The organism is Cupriavidus sp. UBA2010, from assembly GCF_002335265.1.
Classification (GTDB): Bacteria; Pseudomonadota; Gammaproteobacteria; order Burkholderiales; family Burkholderiaceae; genus Cupriavidus; species Cupriavidus metallidurans.
Genome location: NZ_DDCI01000030.1, coordinates 52039 through 78210, shown reverse-complemented (window position 1 = coordinate 78210; position 26172 = coordinate 52039). Strand labels below are relative to the sequence as shown.

Here is a 26172-nt window from a genome sequence, read left to right as displayed (position 1 = left end):
CCATAATGTCCCGGCCAATCACCCATCCAGACAGCGGCAATGACCGCTGTCAAACAACAGGAGACGCCATGTCATTGTTCGATCTGTCGGGCAAGGTAGCCATCATTACCGGTTCTTCGCGCGGCATCGGCCGGGCCATCGCCGAGCAGCTTGCCATCCAGGGCGCGAAGGTCGTCGTCTCCTCGCGCAAGATCGAGGCCTGCCAGGAAGTCGTCGACGCCATCAACGCCAAGCACGGCGCGGGTACCGCGCTGGCCGTGGCCGCCAATATCTCGTCGAAGGATGCACTGCAGCATCTGGTGGACGAAACCAATCGCGTCTACGGCAAGGTCGACGTACTGGTCTGCAACGCGGCATCGAACCCCTACTACGGCCCGATGAGTGGCGTGAGCGACGAGCAGTTCCGCAAGGTGCTCGATAACAACGTGATCTCGAACCACTGGCTGATCCAGATGGTGGCGCCGCAGATGATCGAACGCCGCGAGGGCTCGATCATCATCGTGTCGTCGATCGGTGGCCTGCGCGGCTCGCCCACGATCGGTGTCTACAACGTGTCCAAGGCCGCCGATTTCCAGCTGGCCCGCAATCTGGCCGTGGAGTTCGGGCCGCACAATGTCCGCGTAAACTGCATTGCCCCGGGCCTGATCAAGACCGATTTCGCACGTGCCCTCTGGGAAGATCCGGTGCGTTACAAGCAATCCACCGAGAACGCGCCGCTGCGCCGCATCGGCGAACCGGTGGAAATCGCGGGCGCGGCCTGCTATCTGGCTTCTGCCGCCAGCACGTTCATGACGGGCCAGGCACTGGTTGTTGACGGGGGCGTTACCATCTGACGATTGTTTTTGCGGGAGGCCATGCATGTCGCAACAACCGCAGCAACAGCAGCACCAACAGCACACGCAGCAATCCCGGCCGCCGGAGGCCGGAGCCGGCCAATGGCCGGTCATGTCCCTGGCCGAAGCGCACGCCCGGCTGACCGCGCCGGGCGCGCCGTTCGAAACCGAGGCGCGTGTGATCCGGGGCATCCCGACCACGGTCTGGAAGAATGCGCCACCAACGCTGCGCGATCTTTTTTTGATCGCCGCAGCCTGGGGCGACAAGACCTTCGTGGTCTACGAAGAGGAGCGCGTCAGCTATCGCGCGTTCGCGCAGGCGTCCACGACACTGGCCCAGCAACTGGTACGCGACGGTATCCACAAGGGCGACCGCGTGGCCGTGGCCATGCGCAACTTGCCCGAGTGGCCGGTGGCGTTCTACGCGGCGATTCTCGCCGGCGCCATCGTCACCCCGCTCAATGCGTGGTGGACCGGTCCCGAGCTGGAATATGGTCTGGCCGATTCGGGAAGCCGCATTGCCATCGTCGATTACGAACGGCTGGATCGCATCACGGAGCATCTGGCAGCCTGCCCCGATCTCGAACGGATCTACGTCGTGCGCGCGCCAGCCAATGCAACCTTCGACGACCCGCGTATCGTGCCGCTGGCATCGGTGATCGGTGAATCGGATGCATGGCCGGCCCTCCCCTCGCAATCGCTCCCGGTCGTCCCGCTGGATCCTGACGATGACGTGACGATCTTCTATACGTCCGGCACCACGGGTAAGCCGAAAGGCGCCGTCGGCACGCACCGCAATGCCTGCACGGTGGCCGTGTGCGCGCAGTTCAGCCCGCTGCGCAACCTGCTGCGCCGTGGCGAGCCGGTGCCGGAACCGAATCCGGACGCCCCACAGAAAGGGGGATTGCTGGCGGTACCGTTCTTTCACGTCACCGGCTGCATGTCCATCCTGAATGGCACGCTCGCCACCGGCGGGAAGATCGTGCTGCTCTATCGCTGGGACACGCTGCGCGCCATGGAACTGATTCAGGCAGAGCGCTGCACCGGAGCGGGTGGCGTGCCGACCATCGCGTGGCAGATTCTGGAGCACCCTCAGCGCGGCGAGTTCGATCTGTCGTCGCTCGAGAACATGAACTACGGTGGGGCCCCCGCCTCACCAGAACTCGTGCGCCGGATCAAGGAGGTATTCCCACATGCCGCACCGGGCATTGGCTGGGGTATGACGGAAACGTCGGCCACGTTCACGAGCCACAGTGCCGAGGAATACGTCCATCGTCCCGACAGCGCCGGCCCGGCGCTGCCGATCTGCGAGATGAAGATCGACGACGGATTCGGCCGGGCACTACCGCCCGGCGAGGTCGGTGAGTTGCTGGTGCGCGGCGCCAATGTGGTCCACAGCTACTGGAACAAGCCCGAGGCAACCGCGAAGACCTTCGTCGACGGATGGCTGCACACCGGCGACGTGGCGCGTATCGACGAGGACGGATTCCTCTATATCGTCGACCGCATGAAGGACATGCTGATCCGTGGCGGCGAGAACATCTACTGCATCGAGGTGGAAAGCACGCTATACGATCATCCGGCCATCATGGATGCGGCGGTAGTAGGCATTCCGCACCGCACGCTGGGGGAGGAACCCGGCGCGGTGGTCAGCCTGAAGCCTGGCATGAAGGCAACCGAGGCCGAGCTGCAGGAGTTCGTGCGCGCGCGTCTGGCGGCCTTCAAGGTGCCGGTGCGCGTGATCGTGCTGGAGGAGATGCTGCCGCGGAATCCGAACGGGAAAATCCTGAAGTCGAACCTCAGGAAGCTGTTCGCGGCTTGATTGTCTGAGGTTACGCCCCCCCTCCCTCACGCGGGAGAGGGGGGGGAAAACCTCGGTGTCTGAATATCACTTCACCGGAATCGGCGTCCCCGCCGGCACCGGCACGGCAGTGACCGAGTTCTGCGGGCTGCCGGACACGATCCGATCCGAATACGTCAGATAAACCAGCGTATTGCGCTTGCGGTCCACCGCGCGCACCACGTGCAGCGTCTTGAACAGGATCGACATGCGCTCGGAGAACACATCCTCCTGCGCCTTCATCGGACCCTTGAACGTGATCGGCCCCACCTGGCGGCAGGCGATCGACGCCTCTGGCGGATCTTCGGCCATGCCGAACGTGCCCTTGATGCCGCCGGTCCGGGCGCGCGAGACGTAGCAGGTCACCCCGTCGACTTGCGGATCGTCGTAAGCCTCGATAACGACCTTGTCCGATCCCGTCATGCGGAAATTGGTGGAAACACTGCCGATTTCTTCAGCCTGTGCCGCGCAGGCAAGCATACCGAAGGCAAGGCCCGCGGCCATGCCGATACGAAGTCTGGTCATGTCGGGGTCAGGGCGTAGCGCCCTTGATTTCGTCGTGGCGACGTTCCATTTCCTGGCGCAGCGCGCGTCTCTGCTTGGCGGCTTCAAAACGCTGGCGCTCCACTTCGTCACGCGGCTGCAGCGGCGGCACCTCGGCCGGCGCACCATTGTCGTCGACGGCGACCATTGTGAAGTAGCAGCTATTGGTATGGCGCACGACCTTGCTGCGGATATTCTCGGTCACGACCTTGATACCGATCTCCATCGAGCTGCGGCCCGTAAAGTTGACGGCAGCCAGGAACGTCACGAGTTCGCCCACGTGGATCGGCTGGCGGAACATCACCTGGTCCACCGACAGCGTAACCACGTAGCGGCCGGCATAGCGGCTGGCGCAGGCGTAGGCCACCATATCGAGGTATTTCAGGATCGTGCCGCCGTGGACATTGCCGGAGAAATTGGCCATGTCCGGCGTCATCAGCACGGTCATGGAAAGCTGGTGGGACAAATCGTTCATCGCAGGAAATCCAGATTCGGGCATTCAGGCGCCGGCAGTGTAACTCGCCGCGTGCGTGAATGGGAGCCCGGCCCACCCCAGCCATGCAAGAAACTTCCGACAAAAGAAAAGCGGCCCCACAGGCCGCTTTCTTTGCTTCTCAGACGCGATGTGCTTACTTCTTCTTGTTCACAGCGTCCTTGAAACCCTGACCTGCCGAAAACTTCACAGTCTTGGCCGCAGGAATCTTGATCGTTTCGCCGGTGCGCGGATTACGACCGGTGCGGGCAGCACGTTTGCCCGAGCTGAAGCTGCCAAAACCCACCAGAGTGACAGAGTCGCCCTTGGCCACTGCCTTCTTGATACTGTCCAGCGCAGCGTTCAGCGCGCGCTCGGCGGCGGCGTTGCTGAGTTCTGCTTCCGCGGCGATGGCCGATACCAGTTCACCTTTATTCATGGCTGATTTCCCTTGTTGGTCGTCGTCACCGGACTTTTACCGCATGGCAGAAGTCCGATCGGCGCAGTCTAATCTGCCCTTTGTGCCTTGGGCAATCCCCAGTGGCACCAATGCAACGAAAACTGCCGGAAATCGTTCTGTGGCAAGACTTAGCGGGCGTTCTCCCCCTCTATTCCGAGAATCGAAACGTCACTTTTTGCGGCTGTCCGGCATACCGAATATCGCGCGTTGACATTCCCGGAGAAATTGCCGTACCCGTCACTGGAACACGCGCCCCCCATTTACCAGGTACCAATCCCCCGCAGACTCAACAGCGCCCAGTTCAGGTGCAATGCACCGTTTCGGGTCTGCTTTGACAACACAACGTGCGCCATCACGGCGCATTTGCACCTCATTCCCTCTTTTTGGGCGTTGGCATGCCACGACTCAGAGTGGCCCGAAACGCCATCCAAGTGCCACGCGCACTGAGTTTGCGCGGTTTTTCGGCGTTCATGCCCAGATCTGGAACGGCTTTTGCATACCCATGCTCCCATTTTGAGCATGGGGCAACGATGGACAACTTGAAAACCGGTACGGATGCAATGTTCATCCTGCTTGGCGCAATCCTGGTGCTAGCCATGCACGCGGGGTTCGCATTCCTGGAGCTTGGCACCGTCCGCAAGAAAAATCAGGTCAATGCCCTGGTCAAGATCCTGGTCGATTTCGCGGTCTCGACGATTTCATACTTTTTTATCGGTTATACGGTCGCCTACGGCGTGCAATTCATGTCCGGGGCAGATGTACTGGCGCAAAAAAGCGGCTATGAGCTGGTGAAGTTCTTCTTTCTGGCCACATTTGCGGCGGCCATCCCGGCGATTATCTCGGGCGGTATTGCCGAGCGCTCGCGATTTAACCCGCAACTGGCAGCTACATTCGTGCTGGTCGGTTTCGTCTACCCCTTCTTCGAAGGCATCGCGTGGAACAACCGATTCGGCATCCAGGACTGGATCGCCTCCGTGACCGGTGCGCCGTTCCATGATTTCGCCGGCTCGGTGGTGGTCCACGCTGTCGGCGGCTGGATCGCGCTGCCGGCGGTGCTGCTGCTGGGCGCGCGCCGCGGCCGCTATCAGAAGGATGGCCGCATCAGCGCGCACCCGCCCTCGAATATTCCGTTCCTCGCGCTGGGCGCCTGGGTACTGGCGGTGGGCTGGTTCGGCTTCAATGTGATGAGCGCGCAGACCGTCGACAAGATCAGCGGCCTTGTCGCCATCAACTCGCTGATGGCAATGGCGGGTGGCACGCTGGCCGCGTGGTGGGCCGGCCGCAACGATCCCGGCTTTGCGTATAACGGTCCCCTGGCAGGCCTGGTCGCCGTTTGCGCGGGCTCGGACCTGATGCATCCGCTGGGCGCGCTGATTACCGGTGCGGTTGCTGGCGTGCTGTTCGTTCATCTGTTTACGCTGGCGCAGAACAAGTGGCACATCGACGACGTGCTTGGTGTCTGGCCCCTGCACGGCCTGTGCGGCGCCTGGGGCGGCATCGCCGCAGGCATCTTCGGCAGCCACGCGCTTGGCGGCATTGGCGGCGTCTCGATCGTGGCCCAGTTCATCGGCACGACCATGGGGATCGTGATTGCGCTGGTGGGCGGCACCGTGGTCTACGGCACGCTGAAGAAGGTCGTCGGCATTCGCCTGGATGCCGAGGAGGAGTACAACGGCGCCGACCTGACGCTGCACCGCATCTCCGCCACACCGGAGCGTGAAACGAGCTGGTAATCGAAACGCTTGCGGTCTCGAATCGCCCCAAATAAAACGGCCGGAATCATCCGGCCGTTTTACTTTGTGTTCACAAAGATTAACTTGAACTTTGATCTCGACGCGCCCAATAATGCCCTTGGGCTCCCGAAGCAACGCCGACACAGGCGTGTCTTGCAGCCCTGGCACCATCCACACCGATTTGCGCAGATTCTGCAGTGCCTGATTTTCACTTTTCCATAAAGAATTGGAGCGTGCCCCTATGGATACTTCTTCGTTGCAAAGCATCCGCGATGTGATTTATGGCTATGCCACTGTTTTCGGCGTCAAGATCCTTGCCGCCCTCGCCTTCTGGGTGGTCGGCCGCTGGCTGATTCATTTCGTGGTGCGCATGGTCCAGAATTCGCTGGCCAGGCAAAAGGTAGACCCGACGCTGCTGCGCTACGTTGGCTCGATCGTTACCGTGACGCTGAATGTCGTGCTGGTCATCGGCATCCTCGGCTACTTCGGCATCCAGACTACGACGTTCGCGGCACTGATCGCCGCAGCCGGTGTTGCTATCGGTATGGCCTGGTCTGGCCTGATGTCGAACTTCGCGGCCGGCGCGTTCCTGGTGGTCCTGCGTCCGTTCAAGGTCGGAGATTTTGTATCCGTCGGTGGTGTCACCGGCACGGTGCGCGAGATCGGCCTGTTCTCCACCACGCTAGACACGCCTGACAACGTCATGACGGTCGTCGGCAACAACAAGATCTTCAGCGACACGATCCAGAATTTCTCGGCCAATGCGTTCCGCCGGGTCGATTTGAAGGCGCAACTTGCCGGGTCGACTGACGTGGCAGCCGCCACGGCTTTGCTCAAGGAAAAGATCGCGGCCATTCCGAACGTGCTGACCGAACCGCCCGTCGATGTCGAGATCCTGGAATTCACACTGGTTGGCCCGGTCCTGGCCGTCCGCCCCTACTGCCATACCGATCACTACTGGCAGGTCTATTTCGATACCAACCGCACGATTCGCGACAGCTTCGGCCAGGCGGGCTTCCAGGCGCCGATGCCGGCCCAGGTCGTGGTGATGCAGAACGCGCCGGCCGTATCGGTGGCATCGGGCGCGCCGGCAAACCAGGCGGCCTGAGCCTGATTGGGCCAGGCAAGCTCGGCGGGATCAGGTTGCGGATTGGGAGCGCTGCCGCATACCTGCCCGCCCGTAGAGACGCAGCACGACCGCGCCGCTGCCGCAGACCGCCATGACAACGGCCAGCGGCAGCGCGGTGCCATCGTGCCAGAGGCTGACCGCCGCGCCTGCCAGCGTGCCAAAGCCGAACTGCAACGTGCCCATCAGCGCCGAAGCCGTGCCGGCGCGATGACTCTGGTGGGATAGTGCCAAGGCCGAGGCGTTCGGCGTGATGCAGCCAAGGCCCGACAGGAATACGAAGAAGCAGACCAGCAGTACCGGAAGCGTTGTCCAGCCGATCAGGGCTGTGCCGGCCAGGACGAGACCTGCCACGCAAGGCGCGAACAGCGCCACGCGCAACACATCGTCAAGCGCGCGAGCGCGGACCAGGCGGGTATTGACCTGCGACATGCCGATCAGGCCAAACGCATTCGCCCCGAAAACAAAGCCGTAGTGGGAGGGATCGATGCCATGCAGTTCGATCAGCACAAACGGCGACCCCGCAATATAGGCGAACATGCCGCCCTGCACGCATCCCGCCGCCAGCGAATAGCCAAGAAATTCGCGATCGCGCAGCAACTCCCAGTAACTACGCAGCACTGCAACCGGATGCAGTGTCCGGCGGCGCTGCACGTCGAGCGACTCCTCCATGCGCGCGTGGACGAACCACAGCAGCAGCACCGCTGCGCCACAGTGAATCCAGAAGATCGCACGCCAGCCGGAAGCCGCCAGCACCGCGCCACCAATCAGCGGCGCCAGGATCGGCGCCAGGCCCATCACGAGCATCAGCGAGGAGTACGCCCGCGCCGACTCATGGGCTTCCATCCGGTCTCGAATCACCGCGCGCGAGACCACCAGGCCGGTACAGCCACCGAGCGCCTGCAGGAACCGCCAGAGCATCAACGAATCGACGGTCGACGCCATCGCACAGCCTGCGGCCGCCGCGCCATAGATCGTGAGTCCGACGTACAGCGGCGGCTTGCGGCCGAAGCGATCGCTGATCGGGCCGTAAAACGCCTGCCCTATCGCCAGCCCAACCAGAAACGTGCCGAGCGTCAGCTGCACCTGTCCGATGTCGGTATGCAGATCCGCTGCCAACGTCGGAAAGCTCGGCAGGTACATATCGATGGACAGCGGCGCGATGGCGGTCAGCGACGCGCAAATCAGAAGCCAGAGGGGAAAACGGGAGGACGATGGCACGCCCTTGGTCGACGTCATGAAAGGGTTCCGGAAACGCAAGGCGCAATTGTTGCACAGCCTGCAAATGCGCACCGGCCCACGCGTCGGGGAAGCAAGGATGTTGGCATCGATCGGCCGGCAACCCACCACCGGTGCGGAACATTGTTGGACTGGCTTTCACGCGCGCCGGGGTGGAGGGTACAATGCCTGCCTGTCGGCTCGGATGTTGCACCGACCACGCAGTCAGACGCATCGCGGGAGACGGATCACGGGAACCGTCCCCGGCACCGTTATCCTGCATGACCATACGATACAAGCCGTTAATTGCCTCGCTGAGCCTGGTTGCGATCGCAGCCCTGCCGCCGTTGCCCGCATGGGCCGCGCCGGGCAGGCCGACCGCGACGCTGGCTCCGTCTTCCGCGCCCGTGGCGGTGGACGAAGCCGACGCCCTGGCGAGAATGCTCAAGGGTGCCGCCACCGGCCAGAACACGGGCGCCGCCGGCGTGCCGGAGCTACTGCGCAATACCAATCGCCCTGACAGCGTGCTGGCGCGCGCCTGCCGCCAGCTCAACGATGCGCTGCCGATCGAGATCGACGGAGAGACTCGCCTGCGGCGCTGTCAGTCGGTTCCAGGCAAGCACATCCTGTTTCAGCTGGAACTGACCAACTACCGTGGCCCGATGCTCGACCTCGCCAGCTTCGAGGTCAACTACGCGGCACCGCTACAGCGCAACATCTGCGCCAATCGCGACGTCGAGATCCTGACCAAGCTCGGCATCAGCATGATGTTCCGCTACATGACTCGCAACGATCGCGGCGAGCGGCGGGTCGGCGACGTCTATATCAACGCCCCGATCTGCACCGCCGCGTTGCGATAACCCGTTTCAAACAAGTACCACACGCCAACATGCAGGCGGATTCGGCATCGGCCAGAGTTCCATCCTAGAACCGATGCTGCCGTGGTCGCTTCGCGCGAAGATGCCATGGAGTGTCAGGTCGCAGCCCGGGCGAATATGGCGCCACGGCATGGCTGGAAAGAGGCCGGTCTCCCCTTCGCATCCGGATGCTGGACAAACAAAAACGGCAGGCTTCAAAGCCTGCCGTTCTTGTTTCCAGCGATGCGTCCCTCAGGCCGCACGTGGACGCAATGGCAACACGTTCGGGGCCCGGCGCATCAGCACGCGCGTTTCCTTCCAGGCGCTGTCCGCCAGTGGCGAACCCCAAACCAGCTCATGCAGCCTGGCCAGCGCGAACGGATCGCCCAGCAACACATGCTTTTGCGCGGCCGAAAGCGACTTCGGCCCGTTCGTCAGCGCGTGCTGCACGAGCGCCGCGTGTTGCAGCCGTGCCGCCTCCGGCTGGATCTTGCGCGCGGTAGCGGTGGCGCACATCAGCGCGTTGGTCACCGGATCGACCACGGCATCAACGAATCCCGGCACCTCCTGTGCATTCTCCACGTGCTGCTGCGTCTCCACGATTTCGCGCGGCACGACCGTTTCCTCGGGAATCATGAACAGGCCCGCGCGACGCGCGGCTCGACCCAGTGAGACCCGCGACAGCATCACGGACAACGGAATCGACAGCGCGAGCGACCCGACGATTGGCAGCAGCCACCAGATGAAGCCCGGGCTGATCCAGTAGACGCCCGCGCCCCACACCAGCCCCAGCAGCGTATGCCAGCCGTGGCGACGGAATGCCTCGCCCCAGGTGGTTTCGGCGTCCTCGCGCGGTGGCGACTTCCACGAGATCCCCCAGCCGCTATAGGCTGCGATCACGAACTTGGTGTGGAACAGCATGCGCGTCGGTGCCAGCAGGGCCGACATCGTCATCTCCAGCAACATGCTAATGAACAGCCGCATCACACCGCCATACTGCTTGGCGTCCTTGAGCAGCAACAACACGCTGGCCAGCTTGGGCAGGAACAGCAGCGTAGCCGTGGCCGAGAACAGCGCGAGCGCCTTTTCCGGATGCCACTCCGGCCAGGTCGGGAACATCTGGTACGGCTTGGTGAAGTACTCGGGCGGCACCAGCGCGTGCTTGGCCAGCGCGGCCGTGGACAGCAGCAGGAACAGGAACCAGAGTGGCGCCGACACATAGGCCATGATGCCGGTCAGGAACACCGCGCGGTGCACCGCGTGGAAGCCCTGTTTCATCCAGAGCCGGAAGTTCATCAGGTTGCCCTGGCACCAGCGGCGGTCGCGCTTGACCTCGTCGAGCAGGTTCGGCGGCAATTCCTCGAACGAGCCCGGCAGGTCGTATGCGATCCACACGCCCCAACCCGCACGGCGCATGACCGCTGCTTCGACGAAGTCGTGGGACAGAATCTCGCCAGAGAGCGGACCCTTGCCCGGCAGCGGCGCCAGGCCGCAGTGCTCCATGAACGGCTTGATGCGAATGATTGCGTTGTGGCCCCAGTAGTGCGATTCACCAAGTTGCCAGTAATGCAGACCAGCCGTAAATAGCGGGCCGTAAACGCGGGTGGAGAACTGCTGCACTCGCGCGTAAAGCGTGTCACGGCCAACCGCGAGCGGCGCGGTCTGGATGATGCCCGCGCCCGGGTTGGCCTCCATCAGCCGCGTCAGCGTGGCCAGGCAATCGCCACTCATCACGCTGTCAGCGTCGAGCACGATCATGTAGCGATACTTGCTGCCCCAGCGGCGGCAGAAGTCGGCCACGTTGCCGGTCTTGCGCTTCACGCGGTGGCGACGCCAGCGGTAGAAGATGCGGCCGAAGCCGCCTACGGCACGGCACACTTCCATCCACGCGTCATGTTCAGCCGTGCGCAGATCGGGATTGCCGCTATCGGACAGGACAATGAAATCGAAATGTTGCAGCTCGCCGGTGCGCTCGAGAGATTCGTAGGTCGCGCGCAAACCGGCAAAGACGCGCGTCACGTCTTCATTGCAAATCGGCATGATCACGGCCGTGCGGGCTGCGGGATCGATCGGCGCATCGCTCGCGGCACTGCGCGATATCAGATGGCGGTCGCCGCCCTTGGCCAGCACCAGAAAGCCCATCATCGCCGTCCAGAAACCAGCCGACACCCACGAGAACAGCACCGCGAAGAGCACCAGGATCGCCACTTCGAGCGGATCCGCGCCGTGATACGGCAGTACCTTCGCCATGAAATACGTGGCCAGCGCGGTCTGGATGACCACCAGCGCCAGCAGGAACCAGCGGCGATGCGAACCTGCGGGATGCCACTTGCCTTCGGCATCCGGGCCGTCGTGCAGCGTATCCCAAGTTTCGGGGACCGGCGGCCGGCCCAGCATCTTGCGCCAGCTATTGCGAATCCAGCCGGAGATCACATGCGGTGGCCACTGACGCGGAACCATGGACGCGCGCTGCGGCTCCGGGCCGGTGTCCACACGCACGGTGCCATCGTCCCGCCGCTGCAGCAACGGAGCACCATCGACCTGTGGATTGCCGTACGCCATCGCGAAGCGTCGGGGCACCGAGGCATATGCAGCACCACCGGCCGTAGTCCGCGTATTCAGATCCGCGATGTCCTTCTCCTTCGGGTCGCGCCCAGCCAGGCGCAATTGCAACTCCGTCATCGCCGACGGCACTTCAATGCCCTCGGCCGGCAGGCTCGACACGGCCGGAGACAGGGCATCGGCCAGCAGTTCGTTACGTACCTCGGGCGAAGCCGGCAGACGATCGACATAGCGCTCGCATACTGCCGCCGCCTGGGCCGGTAACTGCTTTAGCCTGGGGGTAAGATGTAGCTCCATGTTTCGGATAGGGTCGTATTGCCGTTGCGAAGATAGCCGCGCAACTCAACCGGCTTGTTCTCGTCCTTGCGCCGCATGAACATCGTCATGCGCCAGCCACCCGTGGCCTCATTGCGCTGGACTGTTGTCTTGAGCAGTTCGCCATTAGCGTCCGCCGAAATCACTGCATCCAGTCTCGCGTCTTCAGGCAGTTTCTTGAAGGCCGGGCCTTCGAAATCCACCATTAGCGAGAAGCTGGTGTCGTCCTGCTTGCGCGTAAGGCCCTGCCCGCGGCGCGTTTGCGTGACCCATGACAGCGGCGGCAGGTTCTCGCCATCCTTCTGCCACTTCAGGCGGTACTCGTAATCGAATGCCTGCTTGGGCTTGGGTGGGCTGTCGGGCACCCAGAACGCGACGATGTTGTCGTTGGTCTCGTCGGGCGTTGGAATCTGCACCAGCTCCACGCGGCCAGAACCCCAGTTACCCTTCGGCTCCACCCAGGCACTCGGACGGCGCTCGTACCAGGCTCCGATCTCCTGGTAGTTGTCGAAGCTGCGATCGCGCTGCATCAGGCCATACCCTTGCGGATTGGTGGCGGCGAACGATGTCACCAACAGTCGCTTGGGGTTGACCAGCGGACGCCAGATCCATTCACCGGTACCAAGCTGCACCGACAGGCCATCGGAGTCATGCACCTCGGGCCGGTAGTCGGTGTCTTGAGACGGCTGGTTCTCGCCAAACAGATACATGCTCGTCAGCGGCGCCAGACCCAGCTTGGTCACGTTCTCACGCAGAAAGAGACGTGACTTCACTTCCATCACGGTCTCGTTGCCGGGCTTGATGACGAAGCGGTACGCGCCACTCACTCGACGGGAGTCCATCAGCGCGTAAATGGTCAGCTGCTTGTCGTTGGCCGCCGGTCGCTCGATCCAGTATTCGACGAAGCGCGGAAACTCCTCGCCCGAGTTCAAGGCCGTGTCGACCGCCAAGCCGCGGGCCGACAGGCCATACCACTGGTCTTTGCCCAGCGCGCGGAAGTAACTTGCGCCCAGGAACGACGCCAGCTCATCCTTGCGCTTGCCCTGGTTCAGCGGGTAAAGCAGCTTGAAACCGGCAAACCCAAGGCCCTTGAGCTTGGCCGGATCCACCCGATGAGAGCCATAGTTGAACGCGGAAGGATCGAATCGGAATTCGCGCACGCTATTGCCGACCACCTCGTTGATCTTCACCGGCTGGTCGAACACCATGCCCTCGTGGAAGAACGACACCTCGAACGGCAACCGCTGGCCGCGCCACGCGAAGCGCTCGGGCTTGTACTCGATCTCGCGATAACGCTCGTAGGGAAGGTCCTTCAGTTCGCGCGGCAAGTCGTGTTTCACCGGCTTGTACGGCGACGCCGACAACTGGCGCGCGCGTGCCGCCACGGTCTCGAAGTCGAACGCGTGGGCAGTCACCACCATCGCCGCCAGCAAACCACCACCAATCCACCGCCCAAGACCGGACATCCTCGCCGATAAGCGCCGCGCAGGCGCGGCGTTCGGAATCTGGTCGTGGCGAATCGAAGGTGTAATGGCGGTCATGAAGGCCCGGGAGTGGGTTAACGGAAGCAGCGACCCGATCATGTGGCCGGATCGTGAATCTTCAACATGCGGAAGCAGCAAGAGATGAGCCAGGGTGCTGCGCAACGACACCCGCGTCGGCATATCCGTGCCAGTGCCAGATAGGCCCACCGCAGGACAGGTTTGATGGCTTTGTTGCATTGCGATGCGAAACCTTAACAATTCGAGCCTTAAAAGTCACGTTTCGGTGTCGCAACGTTTGCAACAAAATGTCACACCTGTGGGCTGAAAGCCGCTCCGGACAAGCGTTTGCGGGTTGAAGTCAAGCATAGGTCATGGTTTGACAAGGTGGCCCCAGGCGTTAACGGCCGCATCGACGAATGTGCCGCGGACGCCCTTCCTTTGCACGCAATCCGTCACCACGCGCTTACAATCGGCCCATCGACAATGTCACTTCACAAGGAACCGTCATGTCCTTCCGGCGTCATTTCCGCCTTGCCATTGCAGCCACGGCAGGTTGCGCCCTGCTGCTTGGCGCCAGCCAGCCGGCCCTGGCCTACTTCGACAATTACCTGTCCGGCAGCATCGTGGGCACGTTGAACAAGAAGGAAGTTGCCTCACTCCAGCAAACCGTGCGCAAGGCACTCAACGACACGGAAGACAACCAGGTCGTGGAATGGCATTACCCCGGCGAGGGTCGTCGTCAGGCCGTGGATGGCACGGTCAGCCCGATCGCCACCAAGACGGACAAGGGCCAATCCTGCCGCCGGCTGAAATCGGAACTGAAGCGCGGAAGCGCCACCGAGGCCTGGTCAGGCTGGTTCTGCAAGCAGTCGAATGGCACCTGGAAGGCGCGTCAAGTCCAGGACTGACGCCTGATAGGCCACCGGCCGACGCGGAGTGCCGGTTAGCACTCCCGCGGTCGGCCGGGTAGGCGAATACGCCGTGCGAATGCTCAGTGGCAGAGACGGCCGATTAGTTCACCGGCCAGCGTGCCGGGCGCTGCCGGCTGGGGCATCCCGGCCTGAGGCCCGCGAATCGTATAGAGCGATTCGCCGCGCGCGTAGCGCTTGTTGTAGAGGGTCTGCTCGATCACGGCATACATCGACGTCGCGCAGTTAAGCACCATGCGCTTGAGCGATGAACGGATCGTGTCGCCACTGGCGGTCTTGATGACACCGGCCGGTGCGTTATGCACCAGTACCACGCCCACTTCGGTGCCGCGCCGGCGGATGGCTGTCTGATCGAGATAGGAAACCATGCCACTGGCGCCCATCAGCGGCATCCAGCGTTGCGGGTCTGGTGCGGCCGGATCGGGCGAGGCCACCAATGTGCACCCTTCACGCGGCGAGGCGCGAAACACGGTGCCACCATTCGGGCCCTGGCATTGATACAGAGCGCCGGCTGCTACCGGGCGCACCGCAGGATTGGGCATCGGAGGGGTCATTGGACCCATGCCATCCGATTCCGCATAGGCAATTGGCGTGGCAAGACAAAGGCACGCGCCGGCGAGCAGCGCCGCGCGTGAAATAAAGCGGGAGAACATTGGGAACCCTCGTAAGGACGGGAAAAAGTCCCCCGCATTTTCGCACAGCATTCGCGCGCGACGATGATCTTGATCGATCTGCATCGTTTTGGGACCAGCGCCGCGTCATTTGTTTGCGGTTGGTCAGCCGTTAATTTCCCGCCACGCCACCAGATCGGCGATCGTCAGTACCGGCAGCTGGTACATCTCGGCAAACGCCAGCGCTTCGGGCCGGCGTGCCATCGTGCCATCGGGATTCATCAGCTCGCACAACACCGCGGCCGGCGACAGGCCCGCCATACGCGCGAGCTCGACCGAGCCCTCGGTATGCCCGCGACGCGCCAGCACGCCCCCCTCCACTGCCACCAGCGGAAACACGTGTCCGGGGCTCACCACGGCGTCTATACCTGCCTCATCGGCGATGGCGGCACGAATGGTCGTGATCCGGTCCGCCGCGCTGACGCCGGTGGTCACGCCTTCACGCGCCTCGATCGATACCGTGAACGCAGTGCCGTACTGGCTGCGATTGTTCTCGACCATCGGCCGCAGGCCGAGTTGCCGCACCTTCTCCGGCGTGAGGCACAGGCAGACGATGCCGCTGCATTCGCGGATCATCATGGCCATGTTCGAGTTCGTCAGCCGCTCCGCCGCAAGAATCAGGTCGGCCTCGTTCTCGCGATCGTCATCGTCGAGCAGTACGACCGGACGGCCATCCCGCATCGCATCGAGGGCCTGCACGATGCGCTCGGCCAGTGGACGCGTGTCGGCATCGGATGGCGCCAGCGTGGCGGGGGAATCGGGAAAGCTGGTGGATTTGGTAAGGGTCAGCATTGAAACGCTCCGTGCGTGGATTTCCATGGATGGGCGTTTCAGGGGATGATCAGCGAGAACGGCAAAGACACCCCGACGGCACGCAGTGGACGACATCGCGCGCGCATGGGGTCATGCGAATTCCGCCCATCTTCTTTCATCCGGACTTTAACCGTCGGCCCTGGCCTCTCACCAGATCTGCTGACCCCACGCGGAGAGCGTGGGCGCTCGCGGGCTCGTGACAATGCGCCAATGGCGCCGGCCACATACCGCCGGTGGGGAATTACACCCCGCCCTGAAGACGTAACGATGCCGCCGCGAGAGACCTCGCAGCGGCGCGACGATCTTAGCACGACTGTGCTTTTTTAGCTGTTCAGCGATTCGTCGATGCTGCCAATGGATTTGCCGGCACCTCCGCAAGCGCTTCGAATACCGCCTTTGTGGCGTCGTCAGCGGGATAGAAGCATTCGATCCGCAGTTCCTGCAGGGTGACATCCTGCGGAATACCCAGCGTGGTCAGCGTGGAGAACAGCGATGCACGGAATCGCCCGGCATGAAGCGCCACCGGCAGCACGGGCGGCGGCGTGCCTTCGGCCGGATCGTCCTCGACAAGCAGGACGCCTCCTGGCCCGACCATGTCCGGATGCCATTCGGCGATCCGCCGCAGGATCTCGCGCGCGGTCTGGTCCTGCGCCTGTACCTGCAGTTCCTGCCAGACGCGCCGTAGCAAATAGCGGCCCACCTGCCGCGCGTTCTCGATCACAGGCCAGAGACCGTTGGGATCGAACACCGCCAGCATCAGGTTCAGTCGCCCCCCCGCATCGTCCAGCGTGGCTGGCTTGCGGCCCTGCAGCAGCTTGTCGAGCATGCGCCGGTAGGCTTGATTGGCATCGACCAGGTGCCAGAACCGGTCGAGCACCACGGCGGGATACGGTTCCTGTTTCGCCAGGATCAGCGCGATGGCGTGCCGCACCATCTGCATCGGAGGCGAGGCCAGCGCGTGCTCGCTATAGGCCGGGGCGTAGCCGCTGGCCAGCAGCAGCCGGTTGCGCTGCCGCAAGGGCACGCCCAGGCGTTCTGCGAGCGCCAGCACCATCTCACGACTGGGCCGGGCGCGGCCTGACTCGAGGAAGCTGATATGGCGCTGCGACACACCGGCCGCCAACGACAGGGCAAGCTGGCTATAGCCGCGCTTTCCGCGCCAGTAGCGCAGCAGGCCGGGGAAATCGAGGGCGGCTTCAGAGCCGGGAGTGAGCGTATCCATGGGAGGCATTACAGCACGCCGGCCATACCCGGGCGACTACCTCAAAGGTAATCGTTGTAATTCAGTCATCCGCCATGCAAACGCCGCTATTGCGGCCATGAGCGCGCGGACTATTGACGATCGACAGTGATAGCGAGGCGTTCCGAGGTCAGCCCACCGCGGGCTTCGTTGTCCTCACAAGGAAATGTCTGATTCTTCGTGAGCGCCGCAATAAGCATGACCCACGTCAATTCCAAGCTGCCGCCAACTACACAAAATGTAATCAATCGGCACAGTCTCTCGCCCTCACCCCCGCTTAACAGGACACAACATGTTCCCGGAATACCGCGAAGAAATCTCCCGCCTCAAGACTGAAGACGCCCACTTTTCCCGTCTGTTCAACCTCCACAACGATCTCGATCATCAGATCAAGAACATGGAAAGCGGCATCGTCGTCGGAACCCATGAAGCCATTGAAAACCTGAAGAAAGAGAAGCTGCGCTTGAAGGATCAGTTGTACGTGATTCTTCGCAAGACCGCCGGAAACTAACATGGCCATCGGCAAGAAAAACGCGGCGGCCAACGACGGGCTTCAGGCCGTCGACGCCGCACAACCGCTTGCAGGCTCCATTGCCGACGAGCGTCCGGTCAGCAAGGGGGACGTTCTTCCCACCAACTCGGCGCGTTCGGCCGAACTCCACGCTGTGCGCGATGGCGCAGAAGCCGCCAGGGTGCTCGTGGCCAGTGGCTTGCGTGACATGCTGGCCGATGTCGCCGGCAAGGACCCGGATACTGTCCTTGCCACCGTCCGCACGGTCATGGACGGGCTGTCGCCCGACGAGGCCGCCGAACTGCGCCGCCTGATCCTCGAGGGCGAGCCCTCGACGTGGCCTGCCGGCAAGAAGCGCCATCCTGACGACGAACTGTCAGCCACCTGGCGCCAAGGCACGTATCCGTATCAGAACCTGATGTCGCGCCGCAACTACGAAAAGCAGAAGTACCTCCTGCAGGTGGAGTTGCTGAAGCTTCAGGCGTGGGTGCGCGAAACGGGGCAGCGCGTGGTGATCGTGTTCGAGGGACGCGACGCGGCCGGCAAAGGCGGCGCGATCAAACGGTTCATGGAGCATCTGAACCCACGCGGTGCGCGCGTAGTGGCGCTCGAAAAGCCCACTGACACCGAGCGTTCGCAGTGGTATTTCCAGCGCTATATCCAGCACTTGCCGGCAGCCGGCGAGATCGTGCTGTTCGATCGCTCCTGGTACAACCGCGCAGGCGTCGAGCACGTGATGGGCTTCTGCAGCAATGCCGAGTATCACGACTTCCTGTATCAGGCACCCGAGTTCGAGCGGCACATCGTCCGCAGCGGCATCCATCTGTTCAAATTCTGGTTCTCCGTGAGCCAGAAGGAACAACGGCGCCGTTTCAAGGAGCGTCAGGTCCATCCGCTCAAGCAGTGGAAACTGAGTCCGGTCGACCTTGCTTCGCTCGACAAATGGGAAGACTACACCCAGGCCAAGGAAGCGATGTTCGCCCGTACGGACACCGCTGACGCCCCCTGGACCGTGATCCGTTCGGACTGCAAAAAACGGGCGCGCCTGAACGCGATGCGCGTCGTGCTCCATCGCTTTGCCTATACAAATCGCAGCCCGGAGCATGTCGGCCTGGTCGACCCGCTCGTCGTAGGCCGTGCGCTGGCAGGTTGAGCGAAACGGGATAGCGGCGGCCTCGGAACGCCCACCGGTACCGGTGGGCGTTTTCGCATCCACGATTCAGAACCTCGGGAATCCGGGGTTTCAGATTCATCCCATATTGGTAATGGTGCGCGATTCGTACGATGGCTCCATCCCGGAACCAATGACTGACCGTACCGCCAACCATCATGATCCGCTCGCTCTCCGACAAGACAACGGCCACCATCTATTGCGGCCAGTCCGTTCACACACTGCCCGCTCACATTCAGGCCGACGCGCTGCGCAAGCTCGCGATCCTTGACGCTGCGTCGTCTCTTCCCGATATGGTCGCTCCACCCGCAAACCGGCTGGAACCCGTTCTCGGCAAGCGCCGTGGACACTGGCGCGTGCGCATTCAAGGTCCGTGGCATCTCTGCTTTCGCTTCATCAACGGCGAAGCGTGGGACGTCGGCATCGCCGAATACGAGGAATGAGGAGCGCGCATGACAATCAAGCGCGAAGACTTGCGGCGCTCGGATTTTCGCAGCATTGCCACCGGCCGGCCGATCCCGCCTGCACACCCTGGCGAGGTCCTGGAAACCGAGTTCATGGCGCCAAACGAACTGTCGGCAGAAGCACTGGCGGTGGCCTTGCATATGGCGCCGCAACGAATTCACGATATCGTGCGGCGTCAGCGAGCTATATCGCCAGACACCGCCCTGCGGCTGGCCCGCTATTTCGGCACTAGTGCGGAATTCTGGGCGGGCCTCCAGACCGCGTATGCACTGCGGCTGGCGCGCGCGGCTGCCGGGTCGATCATCGAGCGTGACATCCAGCCGCTGACGGCATGATCTGCCCTTGTGCCGCCACGACAGTGATGCTTACGCCACCGAGGCAGTATCCCGTCACATGCCGATGGTATGCTCTGACTTTTCAATTCCCGCGCGCACAGGGCGCGCACCCTGATGGAAATTGCCATACTTTTGGCGCTCATTCTGGTGAACGGGCTGTTCGCCATGTCCGAAATCGCGCTTGTGACGGCTCGCAAGGCCCGCCTCCAGCGCCATATCGACGAGGGCGACCGGGGCGCCATGGCGGCCGTGAAACTGGGCGAGGACCCTACCCGCTTCCTCTCGACGGTCCAGATCGGCATTACGTCGATCGGCGTGCTGAACGGCGTGGTTGGTGAATCCACGCTGGCGGCGCCACTTGGCGTATGGCTTCAGGGATTTGGTATTTCAGCCACTACGGCTGGATACGTTGCCACGGCGATCGTCGTGGCGGGCCTGACCTATTTCTCCATCGTGCTGGGCGAACTGGTGCCCAAGCGGCTGGGTCAGCTTGCGCCGGAAGCCATTGCCCGGATGGCCGCCCGCCCGATTTCGTTCCTGGCCGTTGCCTCCACGCCTTTCGTCAAGCTGCTGTCGAGCTCCACCCGCCTTGTGCTGCGCCTGCTTGGTGTGAAAGCCAATCGCGGTCCGGCAGTTACCGAGGAGGAAATCCACGCGCTACTGGTAGAAGGCTCGGAGGCCGGCATCATCGAGCAGCAGGAGCACACGATGGTGCGCAACGTGTTCCGCCTCGACGACCGCCAACTCGCTTCGCTGATGGTGCCTCGTGGCGATGTGGTCTATCTGGACGTCGAGGCGAGCGAGGACGAGAACCTGCGCCGCATCGAGGAATCGGACCACGCCCGCTTTCCGGTGGTACGCGGCGGGATGCACGACATTCTCGGTGTAGTCAGCGCCCGGCAAATGCTGGCCAAGCGCCTGCGCGGCGAAAAGGCCGAGCTGACGGCCGTGCTGCAGCCAGCGGTGTTTGTGCCCGAAAGCGTGACCGGCATGGAACTGCTCGAGAACTTCCGCTCGTCCGGCGGGCAAGTTGCCTTCGTAATCGACGAGTACGGCGAAGTACTGGGCCTCGTCACGCTCCAGGATCTCGTGGAAGCGATCACCGGCGAGTTCAAGCCGGATGCGGCCGGCGACGAATGGGCCGTGCAGCGCGACGACGGCTCATGGCTGCTGGACGGACTGATCCCGATTCCCGAACTCAAGGACCGCATCGGCCTGCGGGCGGTGCCGGAAGAGGCCAAGGAGCGTTATCACACGCTATCAGGCATGCTCCTGCTGCTGCTGGGTCGACTGCCGCAAACCACCGACGCCGTGCAGTGGGAGGACTGGAAGTTCGAGATTGTCGACATGGACGGCAAGCGCATCGACAAGGTGCTGGCCTCTCGCGTACCGGCGGAGGACGGCCCCGAGCCCGACACCACCGGCTGATCGGCAATACTGATCGGCGATACCTGACCCGATCCGATCATTTCGATAGATCGATCAAAACGGACACTTCGGTGTCCGTTTTCTTTTGTTCCAAACCAAGTGTGTTAATCGCTCGCCACTGCCGTGTTCAAGATACGCGACAGCCGGGCAATCCCGATATTGCTCAAGATCAACTTTCGCTGCGACGATATGCCTGTGCCAGCATCGTCGAATTACGATCTCGCAGGTTCCTGCCGTATTATCTGACCAGCCGTGCATAGGTAGTGCGGCCGCGCACACCCAATAGACCCTGCCGCACCACCGGAGCGCGCCGGGCAAGAGAACATCAGGACGGAACGCAGTCGCGGTATCGCCGGCGGCTATTGCCTAACATGAACTTGCTGCCAGCAAACGTATTCGATGGACTCTGAAGCCAAAGACGCGCCTTGGGGGGACGACCACGACCGCGAGCCTGCGCTGTCCGAGTCCCAACCCGCCGCCTTTCTGGCAGCGCTTGCCGGGCATCGCGCCGAGATTGGAACCGCACACCCGCTGGCGATCGTGATCGTCCGCCTGGACCGTTTTCAGTTTGCCTGCGAAACGATCGGCAGCCGGCGCACCCGCCTGCTGCGGGCTGAGGTCAAATCCCGCATAGCCGGTGTCGGCGTCATGCCCGCCGTGATGCACTGGCTAAGTCCGGCCGACCTTGGCATCGCCTGCCTGCTGCCGGCAACCACTGAAGAGATGGCCGAACTGAGCCAAAGCATTGCGACGGCGCTGCGGCTCCCCTACTCGGTCGACGGATTCGAATTATTCCTCTCGTGCAGCATCGGCACTGCCATCGATAGCCCGGAAAGCGCCACCGAACGCAATCTGCAGCAGGCGTTCGATGCGATGCTACAGATCAACCGACGTGGCGGTGGTGGCATTGCCAATGCCAGTCAGCCCGTTACCCCGCGCATGGTGACTCTGCTGGCGGCCCTGCCCGAGGCCGTTTCACGCGGCGAGTTCAGCCTGCAGTTGCAGCCTCGTGCGCTATTCGACACAGCGGAGATTGCCGCCTATACAGTGCGTTTACGCTGGCATCACCCAGTGCTTGGGCGTATTTCGCCGCAGGACTTCCTGCCAGCCGTCGAAGCGCTCGGCATGATGCGCGAGGTCGGCCACTGGCTGGTGCAGCAACTGCTGCAATTGATCCAGGAATCCAAACATGTGGCAAAGGTCCAGTTCACGCTGCTGGCGTCCAGCCCGCAGCTCCTGGCCGACGATGCGATCACCATGCTGCAGCGCGCTGTGGAAACATCCGGTATCTCCCCGGACCGTCTCTGCGTGGAGGTGCCGGTCCAGTGCATCGGGGCAGTTGCCGATGCCACGCAGAAAGCCGCACGACTGCATGACTGCGGCATCCAGATTTCCCTCTCCGATTTCACGGATGACCAGGTCAGCCGGCACGCGCTGGCATTGGTCGCACCCGACATGGTGATGCTCGATGCACGGCATCTGGGTAGTTCGGCGCAGGCGCGCGATGCTGCCTCGTTGTTGCGCGCGGCATGTGTGTTCGCCAGGTCGCGGGGCGTGGCGGTCCATGCCCGGGGTGTGGAAACTCGCTCCCAGCTTGAGGCCGTACGCGATTGGGGTTGCGATGGCGTGCAAGGCTATCTGTTGGCGCAGCCCTTTCCCGCGCAATGGCTGGTGCAGACCCACGCAGCCGTGGCCGAGCGCGCTCGCCAGCTCCTTCGGCCAACCAATTTGGTCTAACCGGCATTGAGGTGTGGCGCAACGCGCGGATCACATCAATTGCAGTACAGATGGACTTACACTTTGGCACATATCCTGCATCGACAAGTATCGGCGCGGCGATAAAATGTGCCCGTTGATTACTATCCCTGAAAGGAGCCCCTCGTGAAGAAAGGATGGATCTGGTGCGTACTGGTCGCCACATTGCTGGCAGGCTGCAATACCATGGCAGGACTTGGCCAGGACATTCAGAAGGGCGGTCAGAAGCTTGAGAATTCGGCCGAGCGCAAGTAAGACGGCTGAGCGCTCAGGTTGTCCAACTGAAGCATGAAAAAGGGGCGCTCGTGCGCCCCTTTTCTTTTTCCTGTTGCGGCTTGCCAGTGCCGCATCCTTTCGACGACTGCCGTCAGGCTCAGACCTTCCGCAACTGGGCCGCCTCTTCGGCCAGCTTGCGGATTCGCCTCCAATCCTTCGCCGCAATCGCATCCTTCGGCACCACCCACGAACCGCCTACGCACACAACGTTGGGCAAGGCCAGATAGTTAGGCGCTTTCGCCAGATCGATACCTCCAGTCGGGCAGAACTTGAGCTGAGAGAACGGTCCGTGCAGCGATTTCAGCATCTGCACGCCCCCGGCTGCCTCCGCCGGGAAGAACTTCAGGAATGAGAAGCCCGCTTCGAGCGCGAACATCGCCTCGCTCGCCGTCGCCACGCCCGGCAGCAGCGAAATACCCGCATCCTGAGCGCCATCGGCCAGCTTCTGCGTCAGCCCAGGCGACACCGCGAACTGCGCGCCTGCATCACGCACGGCCTGGAGTTGGTCAGTCGTCAGCACGGTTCCAGCGCCAACCACGGCTTGCGGCAAGGCCTTGGCGACGGCTTCCATCGCCTGCAATGCCACCGGTGTGCGCAGCGTGATCTCAAGAAGCGGCAGGCCTCCGGCCACCAAGGCCTCGCTGATATGCAGCGCGTCGTCGACGGAGTGGTATTCGAGCACCGGAATCACCGGCACATTGGTCAGGCGTTCGAGCAGAGGGGAAGCTTGGATGGGCATGACGGATCTTCGATAAATTGGTGCGTTGGTGCAAGGGGCCGAATTGTCGTGAAATGGGACAAGGCTGTTGCCGAATGCATCAGGCAATAACTGTGACGCCCTGCTCCAGCCGGGCCCGCACGGTTTCGGCATGGGGGATGGGCGCCACGGCCCCGTAACCTGTGGTCGATAGTGCGGCGGCAATGTTGGCATAGCGTGCCGCATCGAACGGATCAGCGTCCGCAGCCAGCCGTGCGATGAAACTGCCGCCGAAGCAGTCGCCCGCGCCGGTGGCATCGACCGGACGTACGGGGAACGGCGCCACCAGCGCGCGCGACTCCTGCGTGGCGATGTAACTGCCCTCTTCTCCGAGCTTCAGCGCAACCAGTTCCACACCGCAACCCAGCAGGTAGTCGACGATCGCGTCGCGGTCATCGAGCCCGGTCAGGATCGTGATGTCGTCCCAGCTCGGCAGGCATATGTCGGTCAGTGAGAATGCCTCGCGCATGATGCCGCGCGCGCGGGCCAGCGACCAGAGCCGCAATCGCAGATTCGTGTCGAGCGATACTTTCGCCCCGGCCTTGCGCGCATGTTCCATCGCCGCCAGTCCTGCATCACAGGCGCTGGTGCTGATTGCCAGGCTGATACCGGAGAGATGCAGAAAGCGGGCCTGCGCGATGGTCGCCAGCGGCAACTGCTCATGGTGATAGCGGCTGGCCGCGGAACGCTCGCGCAGATAGTCGAAGCGATGGCCGTGGTTGTCGTGGGAGACGAAATAGACCCCGGTGGGCGCGGAGGCATTGACCACCACATGTCGGGTATCGACACGTTCCCGCGTCCACAACGCCAGCAACCGCTCGCCGAAGCTGTCGGCGCCTACGGCGGTGATGTAGCCCGTGGTCGCGCCCTGGCGCGCGGCGGCAATGCAGAAATTGGAGGTATCGCCGCCAAAGCCCTGCAGGTAACGCGACGGATCGTCGGGCTGCTGGTTGAACTCGATCAGCGGTTCGCCATAGGCAAGGATATCGATACTCATCTCGGCTTCATCTCCTCTTCATTCCATTCGGTCTGGCCACGGGGACTGACACCGGGGTCAGAAGAACGTCTGAACAATGTCGATGACCTGGAACTGGCTGTCCAGCACAGGAATATGGCGCCACTTGTCGAAGGTCAGGCAAGGATGCGAGATATCGAAGGCAATCATATCGCCGACGCGGATGTCATCGCCAGCCTCGATTTCCAGATAGGCGTGCTGATCCATCATGCCCGTCACTTTCCAGCGCGCGGGCGTGGCAACAGGGCCGGCCGCACCCGGACGATACATCTGCGCCGGTATCGGCATGCCCGCATCGAACGCGGCATCCCGCTTGCCCATGCCGATGATGGCGCGGTTTGGCTCGGGAATCGACTGCACATAGGCCCAGAGCTGCAGCGCGGGCAACAGGCCCTCCCGCATCTTCTGCGCCACCGGATTACTCGCCAGGATGCGTTCCTGCGCCGCTCGATAGACGCCGACGTCGTGCGTCAGGTAGCACCCGGGACGCAGCACGATATCGATCGGCATCCCAATATCGGTGCGCGCGAACTCTTCGGCCACCACGTCGTACCATGCCGAGCCCGCGCCGGACATCACCACCGGGCTGCGTCCGAAACGCTCCGCCGCGGCCAGTTCGCGCGTTACGGCCACCGTGCGCTGCAGAAGCTTGCGGATATCGGCTTCCTGCTGCAACACGCCTTCATAGATCTCGACGCCAGCCAGCTTCAGGGCGTTCGGCCAGCGTGACAGCGCATCGAGCACGTCCGCCTGCTGCGCGGCATCGCGCACACCGGTCCGGCCGCCCTCGACACCCAGTTCCAGCAGCACCTGCAGCGTCTGACCACGCGCGTCGAAGAACGCGCCAAGCTGGTCGACGAGCGCGGCCGAATCGACCAGCGAGAAGAACTCGAATGACGGATCGGCTGCCAGCAGATCGGCAACGATCTCCATATTGCGCCGCCCCACAAGCTGATTGGCCATCAGCACGCGCTTGACGCCGTGCGCGGCTGCCGCCGCGGTCTGATGGGCGGTGGCCAGCGTGATGCCCCACGCGCCCTCGGCAAGCTGACGCGCGAACAGTTTCGGCGCCATCGTCGTTTTGCCATGCGGTGCCAGCTGCACGCCGTATGCGCCCATGAAATTGCGCATCCACTGCAGGTTGTGCGTCAGACGGTCTTCATAGAGCACTGCTGCCGGGAGACTGAGCTCTTCGGCCAGCAGACGCCAGCCCGGCTGACCCGCCTCGGACGGCGTGAGCGGCGCGTCCAGACGCCCCATCGCCTTGTTCAGCGGATCGATCATACCGGTCTGGTACTTTATTTCACGCATGACTGACATCACCCCGTCAAAATTCAATTGACGTAATGATAGCCTTGAAACT

25 protein-coding genes and 1 riboswitch are annotated in these 26172 nt (G+C 62.8%); of the genes, 13 read left to right on the top strand and 12 right to left on the bottom strand.

Annotated elements, in window-relative coordinates; genetic code table 11:
- Positions 1–68 precede the first annotated feature (68 nt).
- Both B2246_RS22130 and B2246_RS22125 read left to right on the top strand, forming a co-directional pair.
- Positions 69–833: an SDR family oxidoreductase gene (locus B2246_RS22130; RefSeq protein WP_008651283.1), complete on the top strand. Its 765-nt coding sequence runs from the start codon at positions 69–71 to the stop codon at positions 831–833.
- A 25-nt stretch (positions 834–858) separates the two neighbouring features.
- Positions 859–2655, top strand: coding sequence for a class I adenylate-forming enzyme family protein (locus B2246_RS22125; protein ID WP_286881069.1), 1797 nt, complete (start codon positions 859–861; stop codon positions 2653–2655).
- Positions 2656–2721: 66 nt separating this feature from the next.
- On the opposite strand, the gene B2246_RS22120 is transcribed toward B2246_RS22125, so the two are convergent.
- The 3 genes from B2246_RS22120 to B2246_RS22110 form a co-directional block, all read right to left on the bottom strand.
- Positions 2722–3198 (bottom strand): CreA family protein, encoded by a 477-nt coding sequence (locus B2246_RS22120; protein WP_035883672.1) that lies wholly within the window; start codon positions 3196–3198, stop codon positions 2722–2724.
- Between the two features lie 7 nt (positions 3199–3205).
- Positions 3206–3691, bottom strand: a complete 486-nt coding sequence (locus B2246_RS22115) for an acyl-CoA thioesterase (RefSeq protein WP_008651273.1) — start codon at positions 3689–3691, stop codon at positions 3206–3208.
- A gap of 154 nt (positions 3692–3845) precedes the next feature.
- Positions 3846–4127, bottom strand: a complete 282-nt coding sequence (locus B2246_RS22110) for an HU family DNA-binding protein (protein WP_008651272.1) — start codon at positions 4125–4127, stop codon at positions 3846–3848.
- Positions 4128–4678: 551 nt separating this feature from the next.
- On the opposite strand from B2246_RS22110, the gene B2246_RS22105 reads away from it, so the two are divergent.
- Positions 4679–5881, top strand: coding sequence for an ammonium transporter (locus B2246_RS22105; protein ID WP_008651266.1), 1203 nt, complete (start codon positions 4679–4681; stop codon positions 5879–5881).
- 241 nt (positions 5882–6122) lie between these two features.
- A complete protein-coding gene (locus tag B2246_RS22100) occupies positions 6123–6989 on the top strand; it encodes a mechanosensitive ion channel family protein (protein ID WP_008651264.1) in 867 nt (288 codons plus the stop codon).
- Positions 6990–7019: 30 nt separating this feature from the next.
- Here the strand turns inward: B2246_RS22100 and B2246_RS22095 are convergent, their stop codons facing one another.
- Positions 7020–8246, bottom strand: a complete 1227-nt coding sequence (locus B2246_RS22095) for a Bcr/CflA family multidrug efflux MFS transporter (protein WP_008651261.1) — start codon at positions 8244–8246, stop codon at positions 7020–7022.
- Positions 8247–8506: 260 nt separating this feature from the next.
- Between B2246_RS22095 and B2246_RS22090 the strand changes: the two genes are divergently transcribed.
- Entirely contained in the window at positions 8507–9085 is a 579-nt protein-coding gene (locus B2246_RS22090) for a hypothetical protein (protein WP_008651259.1), read from the top strand.
- A 249-nt stretch (positions 9086–9334) separates the two neighbouring features.
- Here the strand turns inward: B2246_RS22090 and mdoH are convergent, their stop codons facing one another.
- Positions 9335–11941, bottom strand: coding sequence for a glucans biosynthesis glucosyltransferase MdoH (gene mdoH / locus B2246_RS22085; RefSeq protein ID WP_008651250.1), 2607 nt, complete (start codon positions 11939–11941; stop codon positions 9335–9337).
- Positions 11914–13500 (bottom strand): glucan biosynthesis protein G, encoded by a 1587-nt coding sequence (locus B2246_RS22080; RefSeq protein ID WP_040011278.1) that lies wholly within the window; start codon positions 13498–13500, stop codon positions 11914–11916. The genes mdoH and B2246_RS22080 overlap by 28 nt, the downstream gene beginning before the upstream one ends.
- Positions 13501–13949: 449 nt before the next feature.
- Between B2246_RS22080 and B2246_RS22075 the strand changes: the two genes are divergently transcribed.
- The gene (locus tag B2246_RS22075; RefSeq protein ID WP_008651248.1) at positions 13950–14351 is read left to right on the top strand and encodes an RT0821/Lpp0805 family surface protein; all 402 of its coding nucleotides are present in this window, start codon (positions 13950–13952) and stop codon (positions 14349–14351) included.
- A gap of 83 nt (positions 14352–14434) precedes the next feature.
- On the opposite strand, the gene B2246_RS22070 is transcribed toward B2246_RS22075, so the two are convergent.
- The 3 genes from B2246_RS22070 to B2246_RS22060 form a co-directional block, all read right to left on the bottom strand.
- Entirely contained in the window at positions 14435–15025 is a 591-nt protein-coding gene (locus B2246_RS22070; protein ID WP_286881064.1) for a surface-adhesin E family protein, read from the bottom strand.
- A 123-nt stretch (positions 15026–15148) separates the two neighbouring features.
- Complete coding sequence (ribB, locus tag B2246_RS22065; protein ID WP_008651243.1) at positions 15149–15835, bottom strand: 3,4-dihydroxy-2-butanone-4-phosphate synthase; 687 nt, start codon at positions 15833–15835, stop codon at positions 15149–15151.
- Positions 15836–15959: 124 nt separating this feature from the next.
- Positions 15960–16121, bottom strand: a riboswitch (FMN riboswitch).
- A 66-nt stretch (positions 16122–16187) separates the two neighbouring features.
- Positions 16188–17078: a helix-turn-helix domain-containing protein gene (locus tag B2246_RS22060; protein ID WP_286881063.1), complete on the bottom strand. Its 891-nt coding sequence runs from the start codon at positions 17076–17078 to the stop codon at positions 16188–16190.
- 310 nt (positions 17079–17388) lie between these two features.
- On the opposite strand from B2246_RS22060, the gene B2246_RS22055 reads away from it, so the two are divergent.
- The 7 genes from B2246_RS22055 (at position 17389) to B2246_RS22025 (ending at position 23016) form a co-directional block, all read left to right on the top strand.
- Positions 17389–17607: a YdcH family protein gene (locus B2246_RS22055; protein WP_008651241.1), complete on the top strand. Its 219-nt coding sequence runs from the start codon at positions 17389–17391 to the stop codon at positions 17605–17607.
- 1 nt (position 17608) lies between these two features.
- Positions 17609–18760: a polyphosphate kinase 2 gene (gene ppk2, locus B2246_RS22050; RefSeq protein WP_008651240.1), complete on the top strand. Its 1152-nt coding sequence runs from the start codon at positions 17609–17611 to the stop codon at positions 18758–18760.
- Positions 18761–18936: 176 nt separating this feature from the next.
- Positions 18937–19221 carry a type II toxin-antitoxin system RelE/ParE family toxin gene (locus tag B2246_RS22045; RefSeq protein ID WP_286881061.1) on the top strand — a complete coding sequence of 95 codons (285 nt, stop codon included), beginning with the start codon at positions 18937–18939 and terminating at the stop codon, positions 19219–19221.
- 9 nt (positions 19222–19230) lie between these two features.
- On the top strand, positions 19231–19578 hold the full coding sequence (locus tag B2246_RS22040) for a HigA family addiction module antitoxin (RefSeq protein WP_008651238.1): 348 nt from the start codon (positions 19231–19233) through the stop codon (positions 19576–19578).
- Positions 19579–19692: 114 nt separating this feature from the next.
- Positions 19693–21006, top strand: coding sequence for a hemolysin family protein (locus B2246_RS22035; protein WP_286881060.1), 1314 nt, complete (start codon positions 19693–19695; stop codon positions 21004–21006).
- 399 nt (positions 21007–21405) lie between these two features.
- Positions 21406–22743, top strand: coding sequence for an EAL domain-containing protein (locus B2246_RS22030; RefSeq protein WP_286881059.1), 1338 nt, complete (start codon positions 21406–21408; stop codon positions 22741–22743).
- Between the two features lie 144 nt (positions 22744–22887).
- Positions 22888–23016 carry an entericidin A/B family lipoprotein gene (locus B2246_RS22025; protein ID WP_008651235.1) on the top strand — a complete coding sequence of 43 codons (129 nt, stop codon included), beginning with the start codon at positions 22888–22890 and terminating at the stop codon, positions 23014–23016.
- 118 nt (positions 23017–23134) lie between these two features.
- On the opposite strand, the gene B2246_RS22020 is transcribed toward B2246_RS22025, so the two are convergent.
- The 3 genes from B2246_RS22020 to B2246_RS22010 all read right to left on the bottom strand — a co-directional run bounded on the left by B2246_RS22020 (position 23135) and on the right by B2246_RS22010 (position 26120).
- Positions 23135–23776, bottom strand: coding sequence for a bifunctional 4-hydroxy-2-oxoglutarate aldolase/2-dehydro-3-deoxy-phosphogluconate aldolase (locus B2246_RS22020; protein ID WP_286881058.1), 642 nt, complete (start codon positions 23774–23776; stop codon positions 23135–23137).
- A 79-nt stretch (positions 23777–23855) separates the two neighbouring features.
- Positions 23856–24791, bottom strand: a complete 936-nt coding sequence (locus tag B2246_RS22015; RefSeq protein WP_011519201.1) for a sugar kinase — start codon at positions 24789–24791, stop codon at positions 23856–23858.
- Between the two features lie 57 nt (positions 24792–24848).
- A complete protein-coding gene (locus B2246_RS22010) occupies positions 24849–26120 on the bottom strand; it encodes an amino acid deaminase (RefSeq protein ID WP_286881056.1) in 1272 nt (423 codons plus the stop codon).
- Positions 26121–26172 lie beyond the last annotated feature (52 nt).

Bases quoted from the DNA above. Each gene is read 5' to 3' on its own strand.
- B2246_RS22110 (WP_008651272.1), bottom strand. From the start codon at position 4,127: ATGAATAAAGGTGAACTGGTATCGGCCATCGCCGCGGAAGCAGAACTC.
- ribB (WP_008651243.1), bottom strand. From the start codon at position 15,835: ATGCTGACCCTTACCAAATCCACCAGCTTTCCCGATTCCCCCGCCACG.
- B2246_RS22055 (WP_008651241.1), top strand. From the start codon at position 17,389: ATGTTCCCGGAATACCGCGAAGAAATCTCCCGCCTCAAGACTGAAGAC.
- B2246_RS22040 (WP_008651238.1), top strand. From the start codon at position 19,231: ATGACAATCAAGCGCGAAGACTTGCGGCGCTCGGATTTTCGCAGCATT.
- B2246_RS22075 (WP_008651248.1), top strand. From the start codon at position 13,950: ATGTCCTTCCGGCGTCATTTCCGCCTTGCCATTGCAGCCACGGCAGGT.
- B2246_RS22090 (WP_008651259.1), top strand. From the start codon at position 8,507: ATGACCATACGATACAAGCCGTTAATTGCCTCGCTGAGCCTGGTTGCG.
- B2246_RS22015 (WP_011519201.1), bottom strand. From the start codon at position 24,791: ATGAGTATCGATATCCTTGCCTATGGCGAACCGCTGATCGAGTTCAAC.
- B2246_RS22100 (WP_008651264.1), top strand. From the start codon at position 6,123: ATGGATACTTCTTCGTTGCAAAGCATCCGCGATGTGATTTATGGCTAT.
- B2246_RS22070 (WP_286881064.1), bottom strand. From the start codon at position 15,025: ATGTTCTCCCGCTTTATTTCACGCGCGGCGCTGCTCGCCGGCGCGTGC.
- B2246_RS22035 (WP_286881060.1), top strand. From the start codon at position 19,693: ATGGAAATTGCCATACTTTTGGCGCTCATTCTGGTGAACGGGCTGTTC.
- B2246_RS22030 (WP_286881059.1), top strand. From the start codon at position 21,406: ATGGACTCTGAAGCCAAAGACGCGCCTTGGGGGGACGACCACGACCGC.
- B2246_RS22125 (WP_286881069.1), top strand. From the start codon at position 859: ATGTCGCAACAACCGCAGCAACAGCAGCACCAACAGCACACGCAGCAA.
- B2246_RS22095 (WP_008651261.1), bottom strand. From the start codon at position 8,246: ATGACGTCGACCAAGGGCGTGCCATCGTCCTCCCGTTTTCCCCTCTGG.
- B2246_RS22045 (WP_286881061.1), top strand. From the start codon at position 18,937: ATGATCCGCTCGCTCTCCGACAAGACAACGGCCACCATCTATTGCGGC.
- B2246_RS22010 (WP_286881056.1), bottom strand. From the start codon at position 26,120: ATGCGTGAAATAAAGTACCAGACCGGTATGATCGATCCGCTGAACAAG.
- B2246_RS22130 (WP_008651283.1), top strand. From the start codon at position 69: ATGTCATTGTTCGATCTGTCGGGCAAGGTAGCCATCATTACCGGTTCT.
- B2246_RS22115 (WP_008651273.1), bottom strand. From the start codon at position 3,691: ATGAACGATTTGTCCCACCAGCTTTCCATGACCGTGCTGATGACGCCG.
- B2246_RS22080 (WP_040011278.1), bottom strand. From the start codon at position 13,500: ATGACCGCCATTACACCTTCGATTCGCCACGACCAGATTCCGAACGCC.
- B2246_RS22020 (WP_286881058.1), bottom strand. From the start codon at position 23,776: ATGCCCATCCAAGCTTCCCCTCTGCTCGAACGCCTGACCAATGTGCCG.
- B2246_RS22105 (WP_008651266.1), top strand. From the start codon at position 4,679: ATGGACAACTTGAAAACCGGTACGGATGCAATGTTCATCCTGCTTGGC.
- mdoH (WP_008651250.1), bottom strand. From the start codon at position 11,941: ATGGAGCTACATCTTACCCCCAGGCTAAAGCAGTTACCGGCCCAGGCG.
- ppk2 (WP_008651240.1), top strand. From the start codon at position 17,609: ATGGCCATCGGCAAGAAAAACGCGGCGGCCAACGACGGGCTTCAGGCC.
- B2246_RS22060 (WP_286881063.1), bottom strand. From the start codon at position 17,078: ATGGATACGCTCACTCCCGGCTCTGAAGCCGCCCTCGATTTCCCCGGC.
- B2246_RS22120 (WP_035883672.1), bottom strand. From the start codon at position 3,198: ATGACCAGACTTCGTATCGGCATGGCCGCGGGCCTTGCCTTCGGTATG.